Genomic DNA, 19,848 nt, shown 5'->3' with positions numbered 1-19,848 from the left:
CTGACGTCGCGGTACACAGCATCGCGGGCGACACTGACCACTGAGTTTTCGACACTGTCGCGGCACTCCGCCATCGGCCGCACTTCGCATGAAGCTGATTTCGATAGAATATTCGCAATCGATCAAATAAAGGCGGATAATTTCAATGTCGATTTACAAGTCATGGCGCTTTCAAACGGTCTGCTATTTCAGATAGTATCAATTGATAAATGTCTCGACGATTGCCGGATATCTGACAGACGTCGACGATCAATTCCTGGTCGGCCTGCAGTTTCCTGAGCCGAGCCGCAATCGGCACGCCTCTCTGAATGCATGACTCCACGACTCCATCCACGAAGGCTCGCGCTAGAATTCTTGCGGATTCGGAACCTGAAGGCGCGTCCATGATGTCAGGCCGTAAGAAAGTCTAGGCTGCGAATTGTGTCTGGACACCCTCCAGCCGGTCTTCCAGATCGTCAGTCGCTGATGTGAGGGCCATCACGCCGCCCTCCTGGCCTCTCCTGGCGAACCCGCGGAGACCCTTGAGCCTCACGAACGCGTCGGCGCCGAGGACGCTCGCTATCGCGTCGCAATGGGCGCGTGGCACGGCGAGATCACCGAAGGTACGGGTCTTGGACATCGTCGACCGATCCGTGCGCCGGGTACGTCAACAGATCGCAGAGGGTCGCCGGTACCGCCGAGGTGACAGGGAATCCTGTGACCGACAGCCGGGATCACTGCAAGCGCGATATGAGTGTAAATCTGAGTTTACGTCAAGACGGCTTTACATTCGTGTCGCCGACTGCATATCCTGGCGCCTTGGATTCGGCCCTGTGCGACGGGGGGGCCGCGAACGAGGCAATGCCGCGCGAAGTCCTTATTCGACCGCGGGTGCAGAATTTTGTCGTGTCGGTCAGTCGCTCGACGCGCACGTCGACCACCGGATCCTGGTCGGTCGCTAGCCCGACTGGATCTTAAGGAGCCACGAAGGCCGATTTGGATGCGGCGCCGGTAGCCCGGGTTGGAAGCACGGCGAATCGACGCTGGGAATGTCACGCCCTGAACCGCGCCGGCGATGGAGCGGGGGCCTGGTCTCGGGATCCGGACGCCGAAGCTAAGCGCGCTTGGCGATGTCGGTGCCGAATTCGAGCAGGCGTTGCGCGAGGAGGACTGCCGTCGCCGCGTCGACTGCCGAGGCGTCCGCGCCCACCTGTTCGACGAGTGCGGGACGCTTCAGGAATACCGGCCCGCCGACCATGACACCGATGGCTCGGTTGCACGACGCTTGGCGCACGGAACGGATCGCCCGCGCGAGCGGCTCGAGCCGTGTCTCGTTGCTGAGGGTCAGGCCCACCACGGCGAACCATTCGGACGCGACCAGATCGGCGATCTCGTCCGGCCTGGACGAGAGACCGATCGACACGAACCATTCCGCCCTGCGCAGGAACTGCTCGACGATGCGCACGCCGAACGTGTGCTCCTCGCCGGGGGCGCTCATCAGCAAAAGACGCCGTTTCCCGTCAAGCTGAACAGCATCGCCGTCGACCCGGAATCGGGCGATCAGGTTCTGCAGTCGCGCGACCCCCGTCGTCACTTCGACGAAATCGCACAGATCATCGTCCCACATGCGGCCGAGGAGTGCCGCCGCCGGCGCCAGAAGATCGATAAACAGGCGATCCAACGGATGGCCTTTCGCCATCAGCGCCGTGAAGGCCTCGATGATCGGCGCGTCCTCCGCTGCGAGTGCCAGATTGGTGAAGGCGGCGACCTGTTCCACGTTCGGCTTGAAGACGGGTTTGGTCTCGGCGGACACGAAACCGCGATGCAGCAGCATCAGTTGCGGGAGGATTTCGGCCTGAACGACCTGCCCCAGAACCAGGCAACGCTCTCTGGCGGCTTCGGCGGCGCGTTTGCGTGCGTAGAGTTGACGCGCTTCCGCCGCCCGCTCGGTCTCGGGGGGAGAATTCTCACCCCAATGGCCTTCGGACGAAGCAATGTTCTGCATCGTCCCCCTCCCGGTGCCTGTGCGTCGCGAGCTTTTGGTAGCCCATCGATCGCGGGGTTCCATCAGAACCGCCATGCGCCGGAATGTAAAGGCCGCCCCCTCGTGATCGCGACGGGCCTGCGAAACGCTCCTGTCCCGCGGATGCAATCGGCGTCAGCAAACCCCTTCACGCACACAGCGCCGCGGCGACAGGTCGCTCCGCGCCTCCGAAGCCCGCCCAGTCGCCGCCGGGATGGCTGTGCTGGCGAAGCCGTATCGGAAAACGCGTCTCGGCCCAGCGGCCGCCGTCTCGCCGCCGAGCGAAGGGAGGCAGGCAGGATGGGACTTCAGGCCATCGACGTCCCGGCGGGGGGGCAGGACGGTGCGGGTCGGTTCCGAGGCTCCCGGATCTCATCGCGGGCGCCCGGCCGCGACGCTCTCCAGGAAGGGGCGCACCGCCGCGTTCATGAAGTCGACGTCGGCTGGCTTGGCGGCGCTGCCGGCGGTGTGGCCCTGGACGGAGGGAATGGCCAGCACGCTCGCGTTCGGGATGTAGGCGCCCGCCTCGCGCGCCTCGGCGACGGGGTTGTACAGGTCGAGATCGCCGCCGGTGATGATCAGGGTCCGGGCCTTGATCGCGGAGAGCGCCTTGCGGTGGTCGCCGCCATAGCCGGGCGTGTCGCCGATGTTGTGACGGTCGTACGCCCAGGTCTGCGCGATCCAGTCATTGGCATCGAAGCCGGTCTTGAGAACCGCCTCCTCCTGCGCGCGCATCCAGGGCAGGATGTCGAGCGCCTGCGGCGCGATGCCGGCCAGCGCGTCCGGTGTGCGGGTGGCGAGGACTTGGAGGATGTCGGCACGCAGGCGCCAGCCCAGCTCCGGTTGCGACCCGTAGGCGCCATCCTTGAACGCCGGATCGAGCATCAAGGCCCTGCGGGTCGTTTCGTTGACGGCGATCGACCAGGGCGCCGTGCGGGCCATGGGCGTGATCGCCACCAGCGCATCCATCAGGCCGGGATGGCTCACGCCCCATTGCAGCGCCTGCATGCCGCCCATCGAGGCGCCCGCGACCGCCACGAGGTGCGTGATGCCGAGGTGATCGAGCAGCCGCTTCTGGCTCTCCACCATGTCGCGGATAAAGAAATGCGGGAAGGCCGGCCCGTGCTGGCGCACGCTGTTGCTCGGGCTGGTGCTCAATCCGTTGCCGATCGCGTCGGTCGCGACGATGAAGTATTTGTTGGTGTCGAGGGCCTTGCCCGGGCCGATCAGAAAGTCGATCCGGTGGTGATTTCCGCTGATCGCCGTCACCATCAGGATCGCGTTGGATCTGTCGGCGTTCAGCGTCCCGTGCGTGACGTACGAGATCGCGAAGTCGTGGATCGCCTCGCCATTCTCCAGGGGCAGGTCGCCGATGGCGTAAAGCTGATGGGGCGGTGCATCCGGCCCATGCGCGCCTGCCGTCGACAGCCCGGCCAGCGACACCATGGCGGTGAAGGCCAAGCCCGTCGCTCCGGCAACCCGTGACCTCATCTGTCTGCTCCCTTCGCTCATTGTCGCCGACCACGAGATCCGGTGTTCGCGGACCCGGCCGTCGTCGGCATTCCGCCTGCGCCCGCGAGGACATGCCCGCCGCAGGCACCGCCACGACGCGAACGCGGGCTGGCCTGCGTGCTCCCAGACTCGGCGCCGGCACCGATCGACGCGCTCATCGGCTCATGCGACCGGCCGGGGGACGGCATCCCGCGCCGTCGTCTCACCCGTCGGCACGATCCCGGCCTCGAGGCTCTCGAGGCTCTGGCTGCGCGGCTCGACACCGAACAGGGCGACCGCGACGATCTGCAACGCGAGCAGCCCGATCATCAGGCCGGTCACGCCCGCGATGCCGTAGGTCTCGAACAAGGTGATCACCAGGAAGGGCGTCACGATCGTGGCCCCGCGCCCGACCGTGTTGCACAGGCCTGAGGCCCGCAGCCGGATCTCGGTCGGGAACAACTCGGGAATGTAGATCCCGAACAGCAGCGCCACGAGGACGTAGATCGGCACCGTCAGGCCAAAGCCCACCAGCGGCAGAAGGATCGGATCCAGGGTCATCGGGTAGAGGATGCCGAAGACGATCGCTGCCGCCGAAGCCCCGATGATSGTCGGCTTGCGGCCCCAGCGGTCGGCGGTYAGSGCGCCGATGGCGCTGCCCACCGGTGCCCCGAGCCCCATCAGCAGCGCGTAGCCGAAGGAGGTCGCCACGGAGAGTCCCTGCCGGATGAAGAAGGTCGGCAGCCAGGTCACGAAGCCGTAGAGCAGGGTGTTGATCACCACGAGGCACAGGCAGCCCAGCAGCAGGCGCGACAGGAGCGGCGGCCGGAACAGCGCCCCGAGACCGAGTTGCACGACGGGAGCCATGGCCACGGGCGGAGGCAGGGGCGCGCCGCGGCTCGCCTCGGCCTCGATCGACCGCATCAGCGTCTCGGCCTCGGCGTGGCGCCCGACGGCTTCGAGCCAGCGCGGCGATTCCGGCAGACTCTTGCGCGCGTACCAGACCGCCAGCGCCCCGACACCGCCGAGGGCGAACATCGCCCGCCAGCCGAAGGCCGGGATCACGATATAGCCGAGCAGGGAGGCGGCCGGCAGGCCCGTGACGACGAACACCGCCATGAGGCCCAGGAAGCGCCCGCGCGAGCGTGCCGGGACGAACTCGGTCATGGTCGAGTAGCCCACGACATTCTCAGCGCCGAGTCCCACGCCCATGATGAAGCGCAGGATGATCAGCACCGTCATGTTCGGCGCGAAGGCCGCGCCGATGGCGGCAAGCCCGAAGACCAGCAGGTTGGCCTGGTAGGTGAAGCGCCGTCCGTAGCGGTCGCCGAAGAAGCCCGTGAGGAACGAGCCGGCCATCATGCCCAGGAAGGTGGCCGAGACGAACCACGCGTTCTGCGGGAGGGTGGAGAAGCCGCTCTTCAGGGTCGCCCCCAGCACGGTGGCGGCGATGTAGATGTCGAAGCCGTCGAAGAACATCCCGATCCCGATCAGCCACATAATGCGGCGATGGAACGGGCCGATCGGCAGACGGTCGAGGCGGCCTCCGGCGTTGACGGCCGGACTCACGGATTCTGGCATGGGGCGTTTCCTTCCGCGGGATCAGGGTCGGCGCGGAAGGGGTCCGTCTTGCGCGGACCTCTCATCCCCCAGCGCCGTCGTCGGTCAGTTCAGGCGACGCTGGCCGGCCGTGTCGCGGTACCAGTCGAAGGGACCGTCGCCGGTCGCCAGCATGATGCTCTTGACGTCGAAGTGGTCGTTGAAGCTCTCGATGCCGCATTCGCGTCCGAGCCCGCTGTCGCCCACGCCGCCCCAGGGGGAGGCCGGGTCGAGACGGTGGTGGTCGTTGATCCAGACGATGCCGGCCTTCACCGCGTGGGCCACCCGGTGGGCGCGGGCGACGTCCCGCGTGCGGACGGCCGCGGCGAGGCCGAACGGCGAGTCGTTGGCGAGGCGAAGGGCGTCCGCCTCGTCCTCGAAGCGGGTGACGCTCGTGAACGGGCCGAACACCTCCTCCTGGAAGATGCGCATGTCGGAGCGCACGTCCGCGAAGACGGTGGGTTCGACGAAATAGCCGCCCTCGAAGCCCGGCACCTGCGCGGCCCGGCCGCCGGCGACTGCGCGGGCGCCCTCGTCACGCCCGTAGCCGGCGTAAGCCAGCACCCGCTCGCGCTGGCGCTCGGAGATCACCGGCCCGAGCTGGGTCGCGGTGTCGAAGGGGTCGCCGAGGCGGATGGAGGCCGTCTTGGCGGCGAGCCGCTCCACGAACTCGTCGTAGATCGAGGCCTGGACGAGGTGGCGGCTGCCGCACACGCAGGTCTGTCCGGCGCCGATGAAGGCGCCGAAGGCCGCGTAGTTCACCGCCCGCTCGACGTCGAAATCGTCGAACACCATCACGGGCGTCTTGCCGCCGAGTTCCATGGTCTGGTGGGCGAAGACCCTGGCGGCGGCCGAGCCGGCGATCCGGCCGGCCTCGGTACCGCCGGTGAGCACCAGCTTGTTGATGTCGGGGTGCTCGGCGAGCGCCTTGCCGGTGGAGGCGCCCAGCCCCAGCACGATGTTGAACACGCCGGGCGGCAGGCCGGCCTCGGTGAAGATCTGCGCGAGCTTCAGCGTGGTGAGCGGGGTATACTCGGAGGGCTTGACCACCGTGGTGCAGCCGGTCGCCAGCACGACGGCGAGCGACTTGCACAGGATCATCAGCGGGTGGTTGAACGGCGTGCAGTTGGCCACGACGCCGATCGGCGTGCGCCGCGTGTAGTTGAGGTAGTTGCCCTCCACCGGGATCACGTCGTCGCGCCGCGCCAGCGCCACGCCCGCGAAGTAGCGGAAGAAGTCCGGCAGCCGCGAAAGCTGAGCCCGGGTCTCGTTGACGGGCCGGCCGTTGTTGGTGGTCTCCAGGCGATAGAGCGCGTCGAGATTGGCCTCGAAGGCGTCGGCCAGCCGGTTCACCAGCCGCGCGCGGGCGCGCACATCCATCCCGCCCCATGCCTTGCCTTCGAACGCGGCGCGGGCCGAGCGCATCGCGCGGTCAACGTCGGCCGGGCCGGAATTCGGGATCCGCGCGATGACCGCGCCGGTGGCGGGATTGCGCACGTCGATCAGCGTGCCGTCGCCGGCTTCGACCTCCCGCCCATCGATGAAGTTGCCCCGCGTCTCGATCGACGGAGCCGGCTCGCGCATGTTCATGGCGTCTCTTCCCATATGTGGCTCGCCGCGCCCCGGTTCAGGCGGGTCGCGGCGTTCAGAGGACGATCGCGCTGCGCTCCAGCGCGGTCAGGATGCGACGCTCGGCCTGGGCAACGTGCTCGCGCACGAGACGCCGGGCGCCGCGCCCATCGCGGCGCTGGAGCGCGTCGATGATGCCCACGTGTTCGGCCACCAGCTGCGCCGGATCGCGTCCGCGGATGCCATCGAGGCTGACCCGCACCAGCCGGTCGGCCTGTTCGACGAGATCGCGCACGGTGGCGGCCATGCGCCGATTGCCCGACGCCTCGGCCAGGGCAATGTGGAAGGCGCGATTCTCCGCGATGAAGTCGGCGCCTTCGGCGACGACGCGGAAATCGTCGAGCGCGCCGAGCACGGACTCCGAAGCCTCGGCTGCCGCTTCCGCGGCGCAGGCCGGCTCCAGCACGAGGCGCATGCGCAGCAGATCGCGGGCATCCGCGACTGAAATCGCGTTGATCTGATATCCCTGCCGCGCGTGAACGGTCACCAGCCGCTCCCGCTCCAGGCGCAGCAGCGCCTCGCGCACCGGCTGGCGGCTCACGGCGTAGCGCTGGGCCAGCTCCTGCTCGCGAACCTCCGCACCGGGCCGCAGGACGCAAGCCAGGATGTCGGCGCGGATCGCCGCGTAGATGTTGTCACGGAGCAGCACGAAAGGCCTCGTTCGATCGACTCATGGTGCCATTCGTGAAATATCACGTCAACCGGATTGCCGCCGGACACGCCGAATGCGACAGCGGCATGCAACCGTCGGTCGATGCAGTTGGGGAGGTCTGGAATGCAGGCGATGTTCGCTGGAGGACAGGTTGCGGTAGGCGCGTCCGGCGAGGGACCGCCCCTGGTCCTGCTGCACTCGTTGCTCGCCGATGCCACCAGTTTCGACCTGGTTGTCCCGGACCTGGGCCGCGATTTCCGGATCTTCGTTCCCGAACTCCCCGGTTTCGGCGGTTCGGCGCCCGTTCCGGGCGGCCTGGAGGCGATTGCCGACCGGATCGCCGAGGCCGTGCGCGAGGCGACGGGGGGCCGTCCGACGGCTGGGCTCGGCAATGGCTATGGCGGCTTCGTGCTGCTGCTCTGCGCCCTCCGCCACGCAGACCTCTTCGACCGCCTCGTCTTCGCCGATTGCGGCGCCTGCTTCTCCGAGCCAGGCCGCGATGCCTTTCGCGGCATGGCGGGTGTGGCCGGCGAGAAGGGTCTGCAGGCGATTGCCGACACGGCGATGCGCCGCCTGTTCTCCCCCGCATTCCAGGCCGCGCATCCGGCCCTGATGGCGGATCGACGGGCGGCCTTTCTGCGGACGGATTTGACCGTCTTCCAGGGGGCCTGCGCGGCCCTGGCGAGTCTCGATCTGCGCCCGCGCCTCTCCGAGATCCGCGTGCCGGCTCTCGTGCTCGTGGGCGAACACGACGAGGCGACGCCCCCGGCCATGGCGCGCGAGCTCGCCGACGGTCTGTCCGACGCCAAGTTCGTGATCCTACCGGACTGCGCTCACGTTCCTCAGCTTCAGAAACCCGAGATGTTCGCGGAGGAGGTCATGGCATTCCTCCGGTCGCAGGACGTCCGTTGATCGGGTGTCTGCACGACCTGTCGGACCACCGTCGGCCGCATCGGGTCTTCCCCTTGGCGCGCGTGGTCGGCGGTTTCGGTAGGCCGCCCGAGGTGATCCCGGGCGGCGTCAGCTACAGGGCACTGAAGGCCCCCTGTGTTTCGCGCGGGCCGAATCGTACTGTGCAACGGCGCTTGACGCTGGGACGCGCAGCGTGCCCTCCTTGCCTCAATCAATATTTCGCAGCGGGGGATGGTCTGCCATGGCGTTGATCCGGTCTAGCTTACTCTCGGCCGCGATCAGCCTTGCCACCCTGATGGGTCCTGCTTCCGCCCAGCCGATCCACGTCAAGGTCGGCATTCTCAACGACATGTCCGGGGTCTATGCGGATACAGGCGGTAAAGGCTCCGTCGTGGCCGCGCAGATGGCGGTCGAGGATTTCGGCAAGACGAACACGGATCTGCAGGTCGAGATCGTCTCGGCCGACCACCAGAACAAGCCGGATGTCGGTGCCGCCGTCGCCCGCCAGTGGTACGATCGCGACGGCGTCGACGCGATCCTCGACGTGCCGACGTCCTCGGTGGCTCTGGCGGTGAGCCAGGTCACGCGCGAGAAGAACAAGGTCTTCGTCGATTCGGGGGCTGGGACCACGGAACTGACCGGCAAGCAATGCTCCCCGAACACCATCCAGTGGACCTATGACACCTACGCCCTGGCGCATGGCACCGCCGGCGCCATGCTGAAGCGCGGGGGTGACACGTGGTACTTCCTCACCGCCGACTACGCATTCGGCCTCTCGCTGCAGAACGAGGCCACCGCGGTCATCGACAAAGGCGGCGGGCGGATCCTGGGCGCCGCCCGCGTTCCGTTCCCGGCCACCGATTTCTCCTCGTTCCTGCTGCAGGCGCAGGCCTCCGGTGCGAAGGTGGTGGGCTTGGCCAATGCGGGTGGCGATACGGTCAACGCGGTCAAGCAGGCGCACGAGTTCGGACTGACCGATGGCGGCCAGAAGCTCGCTGCCCTGCTGATCTACGCCGTCGACGTCCACGCGATCGGCCTGCAAACGGCGCAGGGTCTGGTGCTCACCGAGTCGTTCTACTGGGACCTCAGCCCGGGGACCCGGGCATTCGCCGAACGCTTCTACCCGCGCAACGGCAACAGCATGCCGACGATGAACCATGCGGGCGTGTATGCCGGCCTCCTGCACTACCTGAAGGCAGTGGCTGCGACGAAGTCGACGGACCCGCAGGCGACGATGGCCTGGATGAAGGCCAACCCGACGGACGATCCGCTGTTCGGCAAGGGGACGGTCCGGGCGGATGGGCGCAAGATACATCCGATGTACTTGTTCGAGGTGAAAGCGCCGTCGGAGTCGAAGGGCGAGTGGGATCTCTACAAGGTGTTGGAGACGATCCCCGCCGATCAGGCATTCCGACCGATGAGCGAGGGCGGCTGCCCCCTTGTCGGCAAGCCGTAGGGACAGGCTCACCATGATGCGCGACATCGCGGGACAGGTGGCCTGGGTGACGGGCGCCGGGTCCGGAATCGGACAGGCGGCCGCACTCGTGCTGGCGAAGGCCGGGGTGCGTCTCGCGCTCACAGGCCGTGGGCGGGACGCCCTCGAACACACTGCGGACCTCATCCGCGGGGCGGGCGGCGAGGCTTTGGTCGCGCCGGCCGACATGGGCGTGGCTGACGAGGTCCAGCGCGCCTGGGATGCAGTCCAGGCCGCCTGCGGGCGATGCGACCTGCTGGTGAATTCGGCGGGCCTCAATGTACCGCAGCGCGGTTGGAGCGAGATCACGCCGGCCGGCATCGACGCCGTCGTCGGCGTCAATCTCAACGGTCCATTCTACGCTTCGCGGGCCGTGCTACCGACGATGCGGGCTCAGCGGAGCGGCCTGATCATTCACGTTTCCTCCTGGGCCGGTCGCTACGTCTCGAAACTCACCGGACCCGCGTATTCCGCCGCCAAGCACGGGCTGGTGGCGCTGTCGGAGAGCCTGAACCAAGAGGAATGCGGGCACGGCATCCGGTCCTGCTGTATCTGCCCCGGCGAGGTCGCCACGCCCCTCCTCGACAAGCGGCCGGTCCCCGTGACTGCCGACGACAAGGGCCGGATGCTGCAAGCAGAGGATCTCGCCGAGACGATCCTGTTCGTCGCCCGTCTGCCGGCGACCGTCTGCGTCAACGAGATCCTGATGAGCCCCACCTGGAACCGCGGCTATCTCGAAGGCGTGAAGCTCTGAGCCTTGGCGTTCGGACGGCCCGCACGACGACGACAGGTCATCCTTCGCCTCTCCTCGACGTCCTCGTCGCGTTGGCCCGGCCCGCGTGTAGATTTTCGGGCCGAAATTCTCGTGCGACTTGGCGAGCCGACCGACACTGCGCGGGTTGTATCGAGCGAAGCTTGAATTGAGGATCTCGAACGCGGGATCGCGGTCGCGCACCGTAGCATCTCAGAGCGCCGCTGCGGGCCGGGATCCGAGGAGCGACGCGGCACCGGCCGCAAGCGAGAACAGGCCTCGCCGCGTAGATGTCGTCACCGCTCGGTGTCCCAGTCGGTTCAAGTCTCGATCGGCCAACTCGTCGATCTCGTCGCTCCGAGCGAATGCGCAAACGACCTCGTCAACTCAGGATATGCTGCCGTCTGAAAACAACATGCTCTAGGTGATGTCCGCGGCGATCCGCTCGGCGATGTCGCCGCCCAGGGTGTGTCCGGTGCGGTCGCGCTTCCGCGTCAGGTAGAACAGGTTCTCGGCGGTGACCCGTCCGAGGCTCGGTTGCGAACCGACGATTTCGAGGCCGGCGGACCGAAGCCCGGCGATCTTGGCGGGGTTGTTGCTGAGCAGCCGGACCCGCTGCACACCGAGATCCCGAAGCATCGCGGCCGCGAACTCGTAGCGGCGCTGGTCGAGACCGTAGCCTAAGATCTCGTCCGCCTCGAACGTGTCGAAGCCACACGCCTGGAGGTCGTAGGCGCGGATCTTGTTGGCGAGCCCGTTCCCGCGCCCCTCTTGATCGAGATAAAGGAGGATCCCGCCGCCGTTCGCCGCGAGGTCCCTGACGGCCCCGCGAAGTTGATCGCCGCAATCGCATTTCAGCGATCCGAAGAGGTCCCCGGTCAGGCAAGCCGAGTGCAGACGCACCGCTACGGGGGCGTCCGAAGCCGTTTGCCCGACCCGTATCGCGACGTGGTCGCGCAGACCGTCGCCTCCGCGAAACACGACGAATTCGCTGTCCCGTGCACCCTCCAGGGGCACGGGCGCGCGGCTGACGATCCGGACGCCGAGGCGATGACGGGCGTGAATCGCGGCCGTCTCGACGGTCAGAAGGTCCACGGGACCCTGCTCCCCGTCGGGCAGGAGCATGACGATGCAGGCAGGCAATACATGCGCGAGGCGCATGAGGTCGAGCGCGGTCTCGTCGAGGCACGAGGCCGTCGCGACGGGCGCGTCGAGGCGTGCCTCAGGCGACAGGACGAGACCGGTGATCCGGTCAGGAGCCAGGGTGTGCAGGTCGATGGTTCCTGGTTCGGACCGGCCCTCGAGCCCGAGCCGCCGCAGCCGCGGCGCGGGAAGCACCAGACGCGCCGGGCCATCCCGCTCGGCAAGGAGCGCCATGAGGGTGGCATCGGCCGACTCCGCGCAGGCCACCAGCGCGAGGGACTCCCCGGCGAGAAGGATCGGCCGCCCGGCCCGCAGCTCCGCGATCGCGCGCGCAATCGTCGCCTGTTCGCGATCATCGCGTCGTTCTAAATACTTCCAAAGCGTGGCCATCGAATACCTCTGACACGGAAGCCCGCTTCACGCGCGGTGATTGGGGCTCGGCGAATGACCATCGTGACGGGTTCAGAGTGGATTGGCGCAGCCCACCCGCCGTCTCCGGCCACGCTTGATGTATCGCGCGTGCGCAGCGATGAAATGGGTGCGACGTCGTGCGCGATCTTCGCGCCGTTTCGGGCCGGCACGGCGCAGCGTCCCTTCGTGGTGGCGCAACTCGGCCAGTCGTTGGACGGCCGGATCGCCACCCGCTCGGGCGACTCGAAGTACATCAACCTCTGTCCGGCGCTGGATCACCTGCACCGCATCCGCGCGCAGGTCGATGCCGTCGTCGTGGGCATCGGCACGGTCCTCGCCGACGACCCGCTGCTGACGGTCCGCCGCGTGGACGGGGCGAGCCCCGCCCGGGTGGTCATCGATCCGTCGGGCCGGATCCCACCGACGGCCCGCTGCCTCGCGGAGGACGGCGTGCGCCGCCTCGTCGTCTGCCGGTCGAACGCGGCGGTGCCCCGATCCGCCGAGGCCGTGCGGATGGCCGACCACGCCGCGTTCTGTCCGCGCGCGATCGTGGCGCGGCTCGGATCCCTCGGCTTCGCGCGCGTGCTCATCGAGGGCGGCGCTCGCACCGTGTCGTCCTTCATCGACGCCGGGGCGATCGACCGCCTCCACCTGATGGTGGCGCCGATGCTCATGGGCTCGGGCCGCTGCGGCCTCGATTTGCGGCCGATTTCCGCCTTGAGCGAGGCGATGCGGCCCCTCACCACGAGCTACCATCTGGGCGGGGGCGAAGTTCTCTTCGATTGCGACCTGCGCCGCCGCGCAGAGGGAGGAGACGCGTAATGACGCATCCGGCCGCCTACTCCGCGACCCAGAAACTGCTCCACTGGGCCGTCGCCCTTCTGATCGTCGAGCAGGTAGCCGTAGCCCTCGCGATGACGAATGTCGGCGAGGGGCCGCTGCAGAACCAGCTCTACGAGTGGCACAAGTCCTTCGGCCTCGTCGTCTTGGCCCTGGTCCTGGCCCGGCTGCTGATCCGGCTCTCGCGCGGGGCTCCGATCCCCGAGGCCGGCATCCCTGCCTGGCAGCGGCGCGCGGCGGGCGCGTCCCACGCCGGGCTCTACCTGCTGATCCTGCTGGTGCCGTTGCTTGGCTGGGTTGGCACCTCCGCCTGCTGCGCCCCCGTGAACCTATTCTGGTGGCTGCCGCTGACCCTGCCGATCTCCGGCGGCATGCCGGTGGGCGAGGCGATCCTGAAGGCCCATGCTGTCTCGGCCTTCGCGCTGGTCGCCCTCGTCGGCCTCCACGTCGCGGCGGCGCTACATCACCACGTCGTCCGCCGCGACGGCACCCTACGGCGGATGCTCGTCCGCGGCTGATCCCGGAGCGGCCAGCAGATCGAGGTGGCCGACGACCGCGCCGGTCCCCGGCGCGCTCCGCGCCCCGGTCCAAGCGGCGATCGCCTCTGCGGGGACGAGGCCCGTCTCCGCGACGGCCCGCGCCTTGCCGTCCCTGAGCTGTCTGATCAGTCCTTCGTCTTCCCGTCCCAGGCGCCAAGGACTCGCGGCGGTTCGCACCGCGTAGCCGGCCCGGCCGAACGCCCGCGCCAGCGCCGCTGTGGCATCGGGACCGAGCGCCGCGCCAAAGCCTTTGTCGCGCGCCTGATGGGCCAGGAAAGCCGCCTGCAGCGCGGCGTCGGCGGGGTGGGGCGGCTGCCATTCCTCGAACCCGTCGTAGCTCAGCGCCGTGTAGAAGATGGCGCCGGAAGCCGCGACGGTTGCGGCGAAGCGGTCGAGCCAGTCCTGTGCGACGAGGTCGAAGAGGGCTGCGGCGGTCACGAGGTCGGGCGTGGGGTCGAGGATCCGCCCTAGATCCGCGGAGAGATCGCACGCCGCGAAGCTCACCGTGATCGCCCGGCCGCCTTTCTCCAGGACCAACTGCTCGGCCAGGGTCTCCGATCGGTCGGCCCACGCCGACAGCGCCTCCCGGGCCGCGGCGAGCAGGGTGCGGTCGTTGTCGACGAGGGTCCAGGCCTGCCTCGGTCCGAGCTTCGGGGCCATGGCGCGCAGGTTCGATCCGGTGCCGCATCCGAGGTCGACGACGGCGAGCGCCCCTGCCCTGTGCGAGCCCTCCGCGAGCCTGGCGGCGAGGATGCCGGCGAGCGCCTCGACCAAGGCGGGGTCCCTGGCGCGAAGGTCGGCCGGCTCCCGGAGGGCGAGCCACTCACTGCTGAAGCCGCTCATGGATGCACCTGCTTAAGGCTTTCCGCAACGATGCGTGCCGTGTCGTGCCAGGTCGGGAGACGTTGCCCGGCCTCCCAGGCCGCCTGTGCCGCCGCCGCCCGACGGTCTGGATCGTCGATCAGGACGCGCAGAGCCTCGGCGAGGGCGGCCGGATCCCCTGGCGCCACCTTCCGTCCGGCCGCGGGCGGCACCGTGTCGGCGGCCGCGCCGCCCGTGGTGGCGACCACTGGCAGGCCCCGCGCCAGGGCCTCCGCCAGGGCCATTCCGTAGCCCTCGAAGTGGGAGGGCGAGACCACGATGTCGGCCCGGTCGTAGAGAGCCGCGAGCCGGTCCGCGGAGACGGCACCCGCCAGGAAGATCCGCGCCTCAAGGCCGCTGGCCGCGATCCGTCCGCGCAGGGCTGCAACATGGTCGGGAGCGCGGTCCAGGGCGCCCACGATGGTGAGCGCGAAACCGAGATCGGTCAGACGGGCGAGGGCGTCCACGAGCAGATCGAAACCCTTGCGTGGGGTAACGGCGCCGACCGCCAGGAGGTGCACCGGCCCCGTCCCGCTCCCTGCCGCCCGCCGGGCCGGCTCGGTGCCGGGCTCAGCCACCGCGATCCGCTCCGGCGAAACGCCGAACGCGGCGACGAGGAGGTCGCGGGTGAAGCGGCTCGTCGTCACCGTGCGGGCGGCGAGCGCCAGCGCTGCACGCTCGCTGGCGAGAAGCCGTTCCGATGCCGCGGGATCGAGGCCCGCCTCCAGGCCGAGCGGATGGTGGACGAGGGCCACGATGCGGTGCGGGCCAGCCGCGGCGATCACGGAAGGCGGCAGCGCGCCGTAGGCGAGGCCGTCGACGAGCAGCACCGTCCGAGCGGGAACCGCGGCCAGCAGGGTGGTGGTCTGCGCAAGGTCGGCCGCGTCCGGGAACGGGAAGGAGGCCGGCAGGGCTAGCAGCGAGACCGCCACACCTGCCCGCGGCAAACGCGCAAGGAGCTGGCGGGCATAGGCGTAGCCCCCCGTCGGCGTGGCGATGTCGCCCGGGACGCAGAGGCTCGCCGCGATCACGCCGCGACCGGCCCCTCGAACCATGCCCGCGCGATGTGCGATTCGTGAAGCGTAACCCGGATCCGGACGATGCCGTCCCCGCCCGGACCGAGGCCGCCGGCCTGGGCAACGGCGGCCATCTCCCGGTGGATGTGCCCGCACAGGTACTCGGTGGTGGTATTGATCTCCGCGAACTGTGGCAGCGCGTCGAGGTTCTGGTAGGTAAGCGGCGCCAGGATGCGCTTGAGCGCCTCGCCGGCCCGGCCGATGTCGACCACGACGCCGTCCTCGGTCAGGGTCGGCCGGTAGAAGGCGACGTCGACCACGAAGGTGGCGCCGTGCAGTGCCTGGGCCGGTCCGAACAGCGCCCCCCGAAAGCTGTGGGCGATCATGACGTGATCGCGGACCTCGATGGCATACATGATGGGGCTCCCGTGACGGCTTCTGCGGTTCAGGACTGATAGCGGACGGCGGTGCAGAGCCCGCCCGCCTCGGGGGCGAGTAGCTGCGGCAGGGCCTGCGGCAGGTCCGCGAAGGCGACCTCGGCGGAGATCAGCGCGTCGAGGCGCGGGTCGGCGAGCAGCTCGAGGACCTTGCCCATCCGACGGGCGTGGCTCCAGCGTGGGCGGCGCGAGGCGGACACCTGGCCCACTTGGCTTGAGACGATGCTGAGCCGCCGAACATGGAAATCCGCCCCGAGCGGCACGCTCACGGCGCGGTTGCCGTACCAGCTCAGCTCGACCAAACGGCCTTCGTCGCCCGCCAGGGTCAGGGCTTCGGCGAGGCCTGTCGCGCTCGCGCTGGTGTGGAACACCACATCCGCCGCGCCCGGAGGCGCGGCGCCGGGATCGGCGAAGGCGGCGCCGAACCGTCGGGCGAGGGGAGCCCGCTCGGGCAGGCGGTCGATCACCGTGACCTCGCAGCCGACGATGCCCGCCGCGAGATAGGCCACGAGCAGCCCGACCACCCCGGCTCCGACAACCGCGATGCGATCCCCCGGCCCGGCCCCGGAATCCCAGATCGCGTTGAGCGCGGTCTCCATGTTGGCGGCCAGGACGGCCCGGCGCGGCGGGACGCCGGGCGGGATCGGATGGAGGCTGTCGCGGGACGCGACGAACCGCTCCTGATGGGGCCGCAGCGCGAAGACATGAACCGGAGATCCTTCCCCGGGGGCGTAAATCCGGCCGACCGCGCAATAGCCGTACTTGACCGGGAAGGAGAACTCGCCTTCCTGCGCCGGGGCGCGCATGCGCGCCTGGACCGCGTCCGGAACGAGGCCGTGGAAGACCAGCCTCTCCGTCCCGCGGCTGAGGGCGGTCCACAGGGTCTCAACGGCTACGTCGCCGGGCGCGGCGGGCGGCAGCGCCTCGTGCCGCAGTTCGGCGCGGCCCGCGGCGGTATACCAGAGTGCCCGCGTCTGCCCTCCGCTCTGAATTGCCGCGTCGGATTCCCGAGAATGCTTCACGTCCCACCCCCGTCCCAAGCTGTGGAGCTTGAGGAGGGCCTTCATTCCACGACACCGGCGGGCCTACAATCGGCCGCGATTCTCCATCGTCGTCGCAGGGCCTTTCTTGTCCTGAACGTGACGAGTTGCCTCACGGTGCTGTGCCTCGCGGGGGTCGTGTTGGGAGCCGGGGGCTGGAGCGCCGTCGACCTCGCCCTGTTCGCCTGCTGCGCGGTCATGCTTCCTTGGACGGTTCTGGGCGTCTGGAACGCGCTGATCGGTCTGTGTCTGCGCGCTCGGGGTTCCGCAGGGCTCGCGGCCGTGGCGCCCTTCCGGATCCCGTCGTCGGAGCCGATCAACGTCGCCACCGCGGTGGTCATGCCGCTGCGCAACGAGGATCCCGGCCGTGCGCTGGCGCGGCTTGAGCAGGTCAAGGCGGCCCTCGACGCCACCGGATGGGGAGCCCACTTCGCCTACCACGTTCTCAGCGACAGCAACGATCCGGCTGCCGCAGCCGAAGAGCGTGCGGTGGCGGCGTGGCGCGCGCGGGATCCGGAGGCCCGGGACCGGATCGCGTACCGGCGCCGCCCGACCAATACCGGGTTCAAGGCCGGGAACCTGCAGGCGTTTTGCCAGGCGGAGGGCGGGCGTTACGAGCTGATGCTGCCCCTGGACGCCGACAGCGTGATGGATGGGGAGCGGATCCTCGACCTCGTGCGGATCATGCAGGCCCATCCGCGGATCGGCATCCTCCAGAGCCTCGTCGTCGGAACACCCGCGCTCAGCCCGTTCGCGCGGATCTTCCAGTTCGGTATGCGCCAGGGCATGCGCCCCTACACGATGGGGGCGGCGTGGTGGGCCGCCGATTGCGGCCCGTTCTGGGGGCACAACGCGCTGGTGCGCATTGCCCCCTTCGCCGAATCGTGCCGCCTGCCGGTTCTCGGGGCGGGTCCCTTCGGCGGGCCGATCCTGTCGCACGACCAGATCGAGGCGGTGCTGATGCGCCGGGCCGGCTACGAGGTCAGGGTGCTGCCGGTCGAGGGCGGGAGCTTCGAGGACAACCCCCCGACGCTGCTCGACCATGTCGAGCGCGAGGCGCGCTGGTGCCTGGGCAATCTGCAATACGTCCGGCTACTGGCTCTGCCCCGGCTGGCTGCGACGAGCCGCTTCCAGCTCGTGGCGGCCGTGATGATGTTCCTCACCGCGCCCGCGCTGGTCCTCGCGCTGCTGCTGATGCCCCTCGCGGCGCTGCAGGCGGTGGATCCGTTTCCCTCCGGCTTGGCGGCGGCGCTTTATCTGGGGTGGCTCGCCGCCTCTATGGCACCGAAGCTTGCCGGCTATGCCGAGATCCTCGCGTCTGCTTCGGCGTCGCGCAGATACGGCGGTCGGGTGCGGTTCGCCGCAGGCGCCATCGTCGAGCTTGTAGTCTCGCTCAACCTCTTCTCTGTGCTCTGCTGCTGTTTAACAATGGCCATGGTCCGGAGCTTGGCGGGGCAGCCCGCGGCATGGGGCTGCCAGGATCGAGACGGAGGCCGTGTCGCGCTCGGCACGGCCAGCAGGCGCCTTTGGCCTTGCTGCGCCTTCGGGCTGGTGCTCGGTCTCTGGACGCTCTGGTTCAGTCCGACCGCGTTCCTGTGGAGCCTTCCGCTGCTGTCGGGTCCCATGCTCTGCATTCCGTTCGCAGTCACGACGAGCCTGCCCGCCCTGGGCAAGGTGATGCGGCGCCACGGGCTGTGTGGTTTGCCGGAGGAATTCGCCCTGTGATCCCCCCTGAATTCGCGGACACGGGGAGATCAGCTTGCGGTCCGTTCGGCCTGCTCGGGCGTGAGATAGCCGAGCGCCGAGTGGATGCGTTGCCGATTGCAGTAGCCCTCGATGTAAGCGAACAGGTTGCGTCGGGCCTCGTCCCGGGTTGACCATCGTCGCTGATGGACGAGCTCGACCTTGAGAGTGTGGAAGAAGCTCTCCATTGGGGCATTGTCGTAGCAGCGGGCCGGCCGGCTCATGGAAGGCCTCGCCCCCAGGCTGGCAAGCTGCCTCCGGTAGGCCTCTGCCGCGTACGGGCTGCCGCGATCCGAGTGGCAGATGAGCCCGGCGGCCGGTCGCTGCCGCTGGGCGGCCGTCATCAGCACCGCCACGCTCAGCTCGGTGCGCATGTGATCGCGCATCGACCGGCCGACGCTCTTGCGCGCGGCCAGATCGAGGACGGCGGCCAGGTAGAGCCAGCCCTCGCCGGTCGGCAGGTCGGTGATGTCGCTCCGCGGTCCTTCGGTTCGGCCAGCCAGACCGTGTTCGGCCGCGCGGCCGAGACGTCCTGCTTCAGGCGATTGGGCGCGATCGGGAGATCGTGACGGCTGTCGGTCGCGCAGGGCCGAAACCGACGCCCCGCCAGGGCACGGATGCCATGCCGGCGCATGCGACGTTCTACCCGCCCACGGCTGACAGACCGGCCCTCGGCCAGCAGGGCAGCATGCGCGCGTGGGGCACCGTAGCGTCGGTGGTGGGCGGCATGGATGCGCCGGACGTCGTCCAGGAGCTGGCGGTTGGAGGCCGAGCGGGCGCTCTCGGGCCGCGACCGCCAACCGTAGAGGCCGCTGGGAGAGACTCCGAGCACGCGGCACATGAGACGCACCGGCCAGGTCCACGCATGCTGCTCGATGAGGGCGAAGGTCACTTGGGCATTTCCGCGAAGATGCCGATGGCTTTTTTCACACGTCGCGCTCCATGCGCGTGCGGTCGAGGTCACGCCGCAGACGGGCGATCTCGGCGGCCTGGTCGGACGGCGGGCGACCGGGCTTGGCGGAGCGGCCCCGGTCGATCCTGGCGGCCGCGGTTAGGGTTCAGCCCCGTTCAGCGTTGCACGCCACTGCTGCACCATCGAGGGCTGGATCCCGAGCTCGGCCGCGACTTGCATCTGCGGCCGGCCGCTGCTCCCCGGCAGGGCAACGGCTTCCCGTTTGAACTCGGGCGTGAACTCCCGTCTCGTCTTCGCCATCCGACACCTTCCCCACTCAGCATGAAGGTATCAGAGGTGTCCGCGAGGACGAGGGAGGATCAGTTCTTCGGCGGGGCGGCATGACGGCCCATATC

The 19,848-nt window shown here is 69.0% G+C and carries 17 protein-coding genes and 1 pseudogene; 6 read left to right on the top strand and 12 right to left on the bottom strand.

Features of this window, described 5'->3' with window-relative positions; all coding sequences use genetic code 11:
• Positions 1-406 precede the first annotated feature (406 nt).
• The 6 genes from ACXJKQ_RS13360 to ACXJKQ_RS13335 all read right to left on the bottom strand — a co-directional run bounded on the left by ACXJKQ_RS13360 (position 407) and on the right by ACXJKQ_RS13335 (position 7,370).
• The gene (locus ACXJKQ_RS13360; RefSeq protein ID WP_457106221.1) at positions 407-619 is read right to left on the bottom strand and encodes a hypothetical protein; all 213 of its coding nucleotides are present in this window, start codon (positions 617-619) and stop codon (positions 407-409) included.
• Between the two features lie 474 nt (positions 620-1,093).
• A complete protein-coding gene (locus ACXJKQ_RS13355; protein WP_457106220.1) occupies positions 1,094-1,984 on the bottom strand; it encodes a cobalamin B12-binding domain-containing protein in 891 nt (296 codons plus the stop codon).
• A 390-nt stretch (positions 1,985-2,374) separates the two neighbouring features.
• Entirely contained in the window at positions 2,375-3,493 is a 1,119-nt protein-coding gene (locus tag ACXJKQ_RS13350) for an alpha/beta fold hydrolase (RefSeq protein WP_457106219.1), read from the bottom strand.
• 183 nt (positions 3,494-3,676) lie between these two features.
• Positions 3,677-5,074: an MFS transporter gene (locus ACXJKQ_RS13345; RefSeq protein ID WP_457106218.1), complete on the bottom strand. Its 1,398-nt coding sequence runs from the start codon at positions 5,072-5,074 to the stop codon at positions 3,677-3,679.
• Positions 5,075-5,158: 84 nt separating this feature from the next.
• A complete protein-coding gene (locus tag ACXJKQ_RS13340; RefSeq protein WP_457106217.1) occupies positions 5,159-6,682 on the bottom strand; it encodes an aldehyde dehydrogenase in 1,524 nt (507 codons plus the stop codon).
• Between the two features lie 55 nt (positions 6,683-6,737).
• Positions 6,738-7,370 carry a GntR family transcriptional regulator gene (locus ACXJKQ_RS13335; protein WP_457106216.1) on the bottom strand — a complete coding sequence of 211 codons (633 nt, stop codon included), beginning with the start codon at positions 7,368-7,370 and terminating at the stop codon, positions 6,738-6,740.
• Positions 7,371-7,496: 126 nt separating this feature from the next.
• On the opposite strand from ACXJKQ_RS13335, the gene ACXJKQ_RS13330 reads away from it, so the two are divergent.
• The 3 genes from ACXJKQ_RS13330 to ACXJKQ_RS13320 all read left to right on the top strand — a co-directional run bounded on the left by ACXJKQ_RS13330 (position 7,497) and on the right by ACXJKQ_RS13320 (position 10,513).
• Positions 7,497-8,285, top strand: a complete 789-nt coding sequence (locus ACXJKQ_RS13330) for an alpha/beta fold hydrolase (RefSeq protein ID WP_457106215.1) — start codon at positions 7,497-7,499, stop codon at positions 8,283-8,285.
• 241 nt (positions 8,286-8,526) lie between these two features.
• Complete coding sequence (locus ACXJKQ_RS13325; protein ID WP_457106214.1) at positions 8,527-9,741, top strand: ABC transporter substrate-binding protein; 1,215 nt, start codon at positions 8,527-8,529, stop codon at positions 9,739-9,741.
• 13 nt (positions 9,742-9,754) lie between these two features.
• On the top strand, positions 9,755-10,513 hold the full coding sequence (locus ACXJKQ_RS13320) for an SDR family oxidoreductase (protein ID WP_457106213.1): 759 nt from the start codon (positions 9,755-9,757) through the stop codon (positions 10,511-10,513).
• A gap of 417 nt (positions 10,514-10,930) precedes the next feature.
• On the opposite strand, the gene ribA is transcribed toward ACXJKQ_RS13320, so the two are convergent.
• A complete protein-coding gene (ribA, locus tag ACXJKQ_RS13315; protein ID WP_457106212.1) occupies positions 10,931-12,043 on the bottom strand; it encodes a GTP cyclohydrolase II RibA in 1,113 nt (370 codons plus the stop codon).
• Between the two features lie 144 nt (positions 12,044-12,187).
• Between ribA and ACXJKQ_RS13310 the strand changes: the two genes are divergently transcribed.
• Together ACXJKQ_RS13310 and ACXJKQ_RS13305 are read left to right on the top strand one after the other, a co-directional pair.
• Positions 12,188-12,886, top strand: coding sequence for a RibD family protein (locus tag ACXJKQ_RS13310; RefSeq protein ID WP_457106211.1), 699 nt, complete (start codon positions 12,188-12,190; stop codon positions 12,884-12,886).
• The gene (locus ACXJKQ_RS13305; protein ID WP_457106210.1) at positions 12,886-13,422 is read left to right on the top strand and encodes a cytochrome b; all 537 of its coding nucleotides are present in this window, start codon (positions 12,886-12,888) and stop codon (positions 13,420-13,422) included. Before ACXJKQ_RS13310 ends, ACXJKQ_RS13305 begins: the two co-directional genes overlap by 1 nt.
• Here ACXJKQ_RS13305 and ACXJKQ_RS13300 read toward each other — a convergent pair.
• From ACXJKQ_RS13300 to ACXJKQ_RS13285, 4 genes are read right to left on the bottom strand one after another with little or no spacing between them, the layout of a single operon-like run.
• A complete protein-coding gene (locus ACXJKQ_RS13300; protein ID WP_457106209.1) occupies positions 13,396-14,286 on the bottom strand; it encodes a class I SAM-dependent methyltransferase in 891 nt (296 codons plus the stop codon). The two genes, ACXJKQ_RS13305 and ACXJKQ_RS13300, sit on opposite strands and share 27 nt — an antisense overlap.
• The gene (locus ACXJKQ_RS13295; RefSeq protein WP_457106208.1) at positions 14,283-15,359 is read right to left on the bottom strand and encodes a glycosyltransferase family 4 protein; all 1,077 of its coding nucleotides are present in this window, start codon (positions 15,357-15,359) and stop codon (positions 14,283-14,285) included. The genes ACXJKQ_RS13300 and ACXJKQ_RS13295 overlap by 4 nt, the downstream gene beginning before the upstream one ends.
• The gene (locus tag ACXJKQ_RS13290; RefSeq protein WP_457106207.1) at positions 15,332-15,736 is read right to left on the bottom strand and encodes a 6-pyruvoyl trahydropterin synthase family protein; all 405 of its coding nucleotides are present in this window, start codon (positions 15,734-15,736) and stop codon (positions 15,332-15,334) included. Before ACXJKQ_RS13290 ends, ACXJKQ_RS13295 begins: the two co-directional genes overlap by 28 nt.
• Before the next feature lie 29 nt (positions 15,737-15,765).
• A complete protein-coding gene (locus ACXJKQ_RS13285) occupies positions 15,766-16,638 on the bottom strand; it encodes a zinc-dependent alcohol dehydrogenase (protein ID WP_457106274.1) in 873 nt (290 codons plus the stop codon).
• 132 nt (positions 16,639-16,770) lie between these two features.
• Here ACXJKQ_RS13285 and mdoH point away from each other — a divergent pair, with 132 nt between their 5' ends.
• Positions 16,771-18,522 (top strand): glucans biosynthesis glucosyltransferase MdoH, encoded by a 1,752-nt coding sequence (mdoH, locus tag ACXJKQ_RS13280; RefSeq protein ID WP_457106206.1) that lies wholly within the window; start codon positions 16,771-16,773, stop codon positions 18,520-18,522.
• A 29-nt stretch (positions 18,523-18,551) separates the two neighbouring features.
• Here mdoH and ACXJKQ_RS13275 read toward each other — a convergent pair.
• Positions 18,552-19,753, bottom strand: a pseudogene (locus ACXJKQ_RS13275) (IS3 family transposase).
• Positions 19,754-19,848: the final 95 nt, after the last annotated feature.

The sequence above is a fragment of the Methylobacterium sp. P5_C11 genome, from assembly GCF_054049775.1.
Note: the sequence above shows the minus strand (reverse complement) of the source record. Positions and strands in the feature narration are given on the sequence as shown.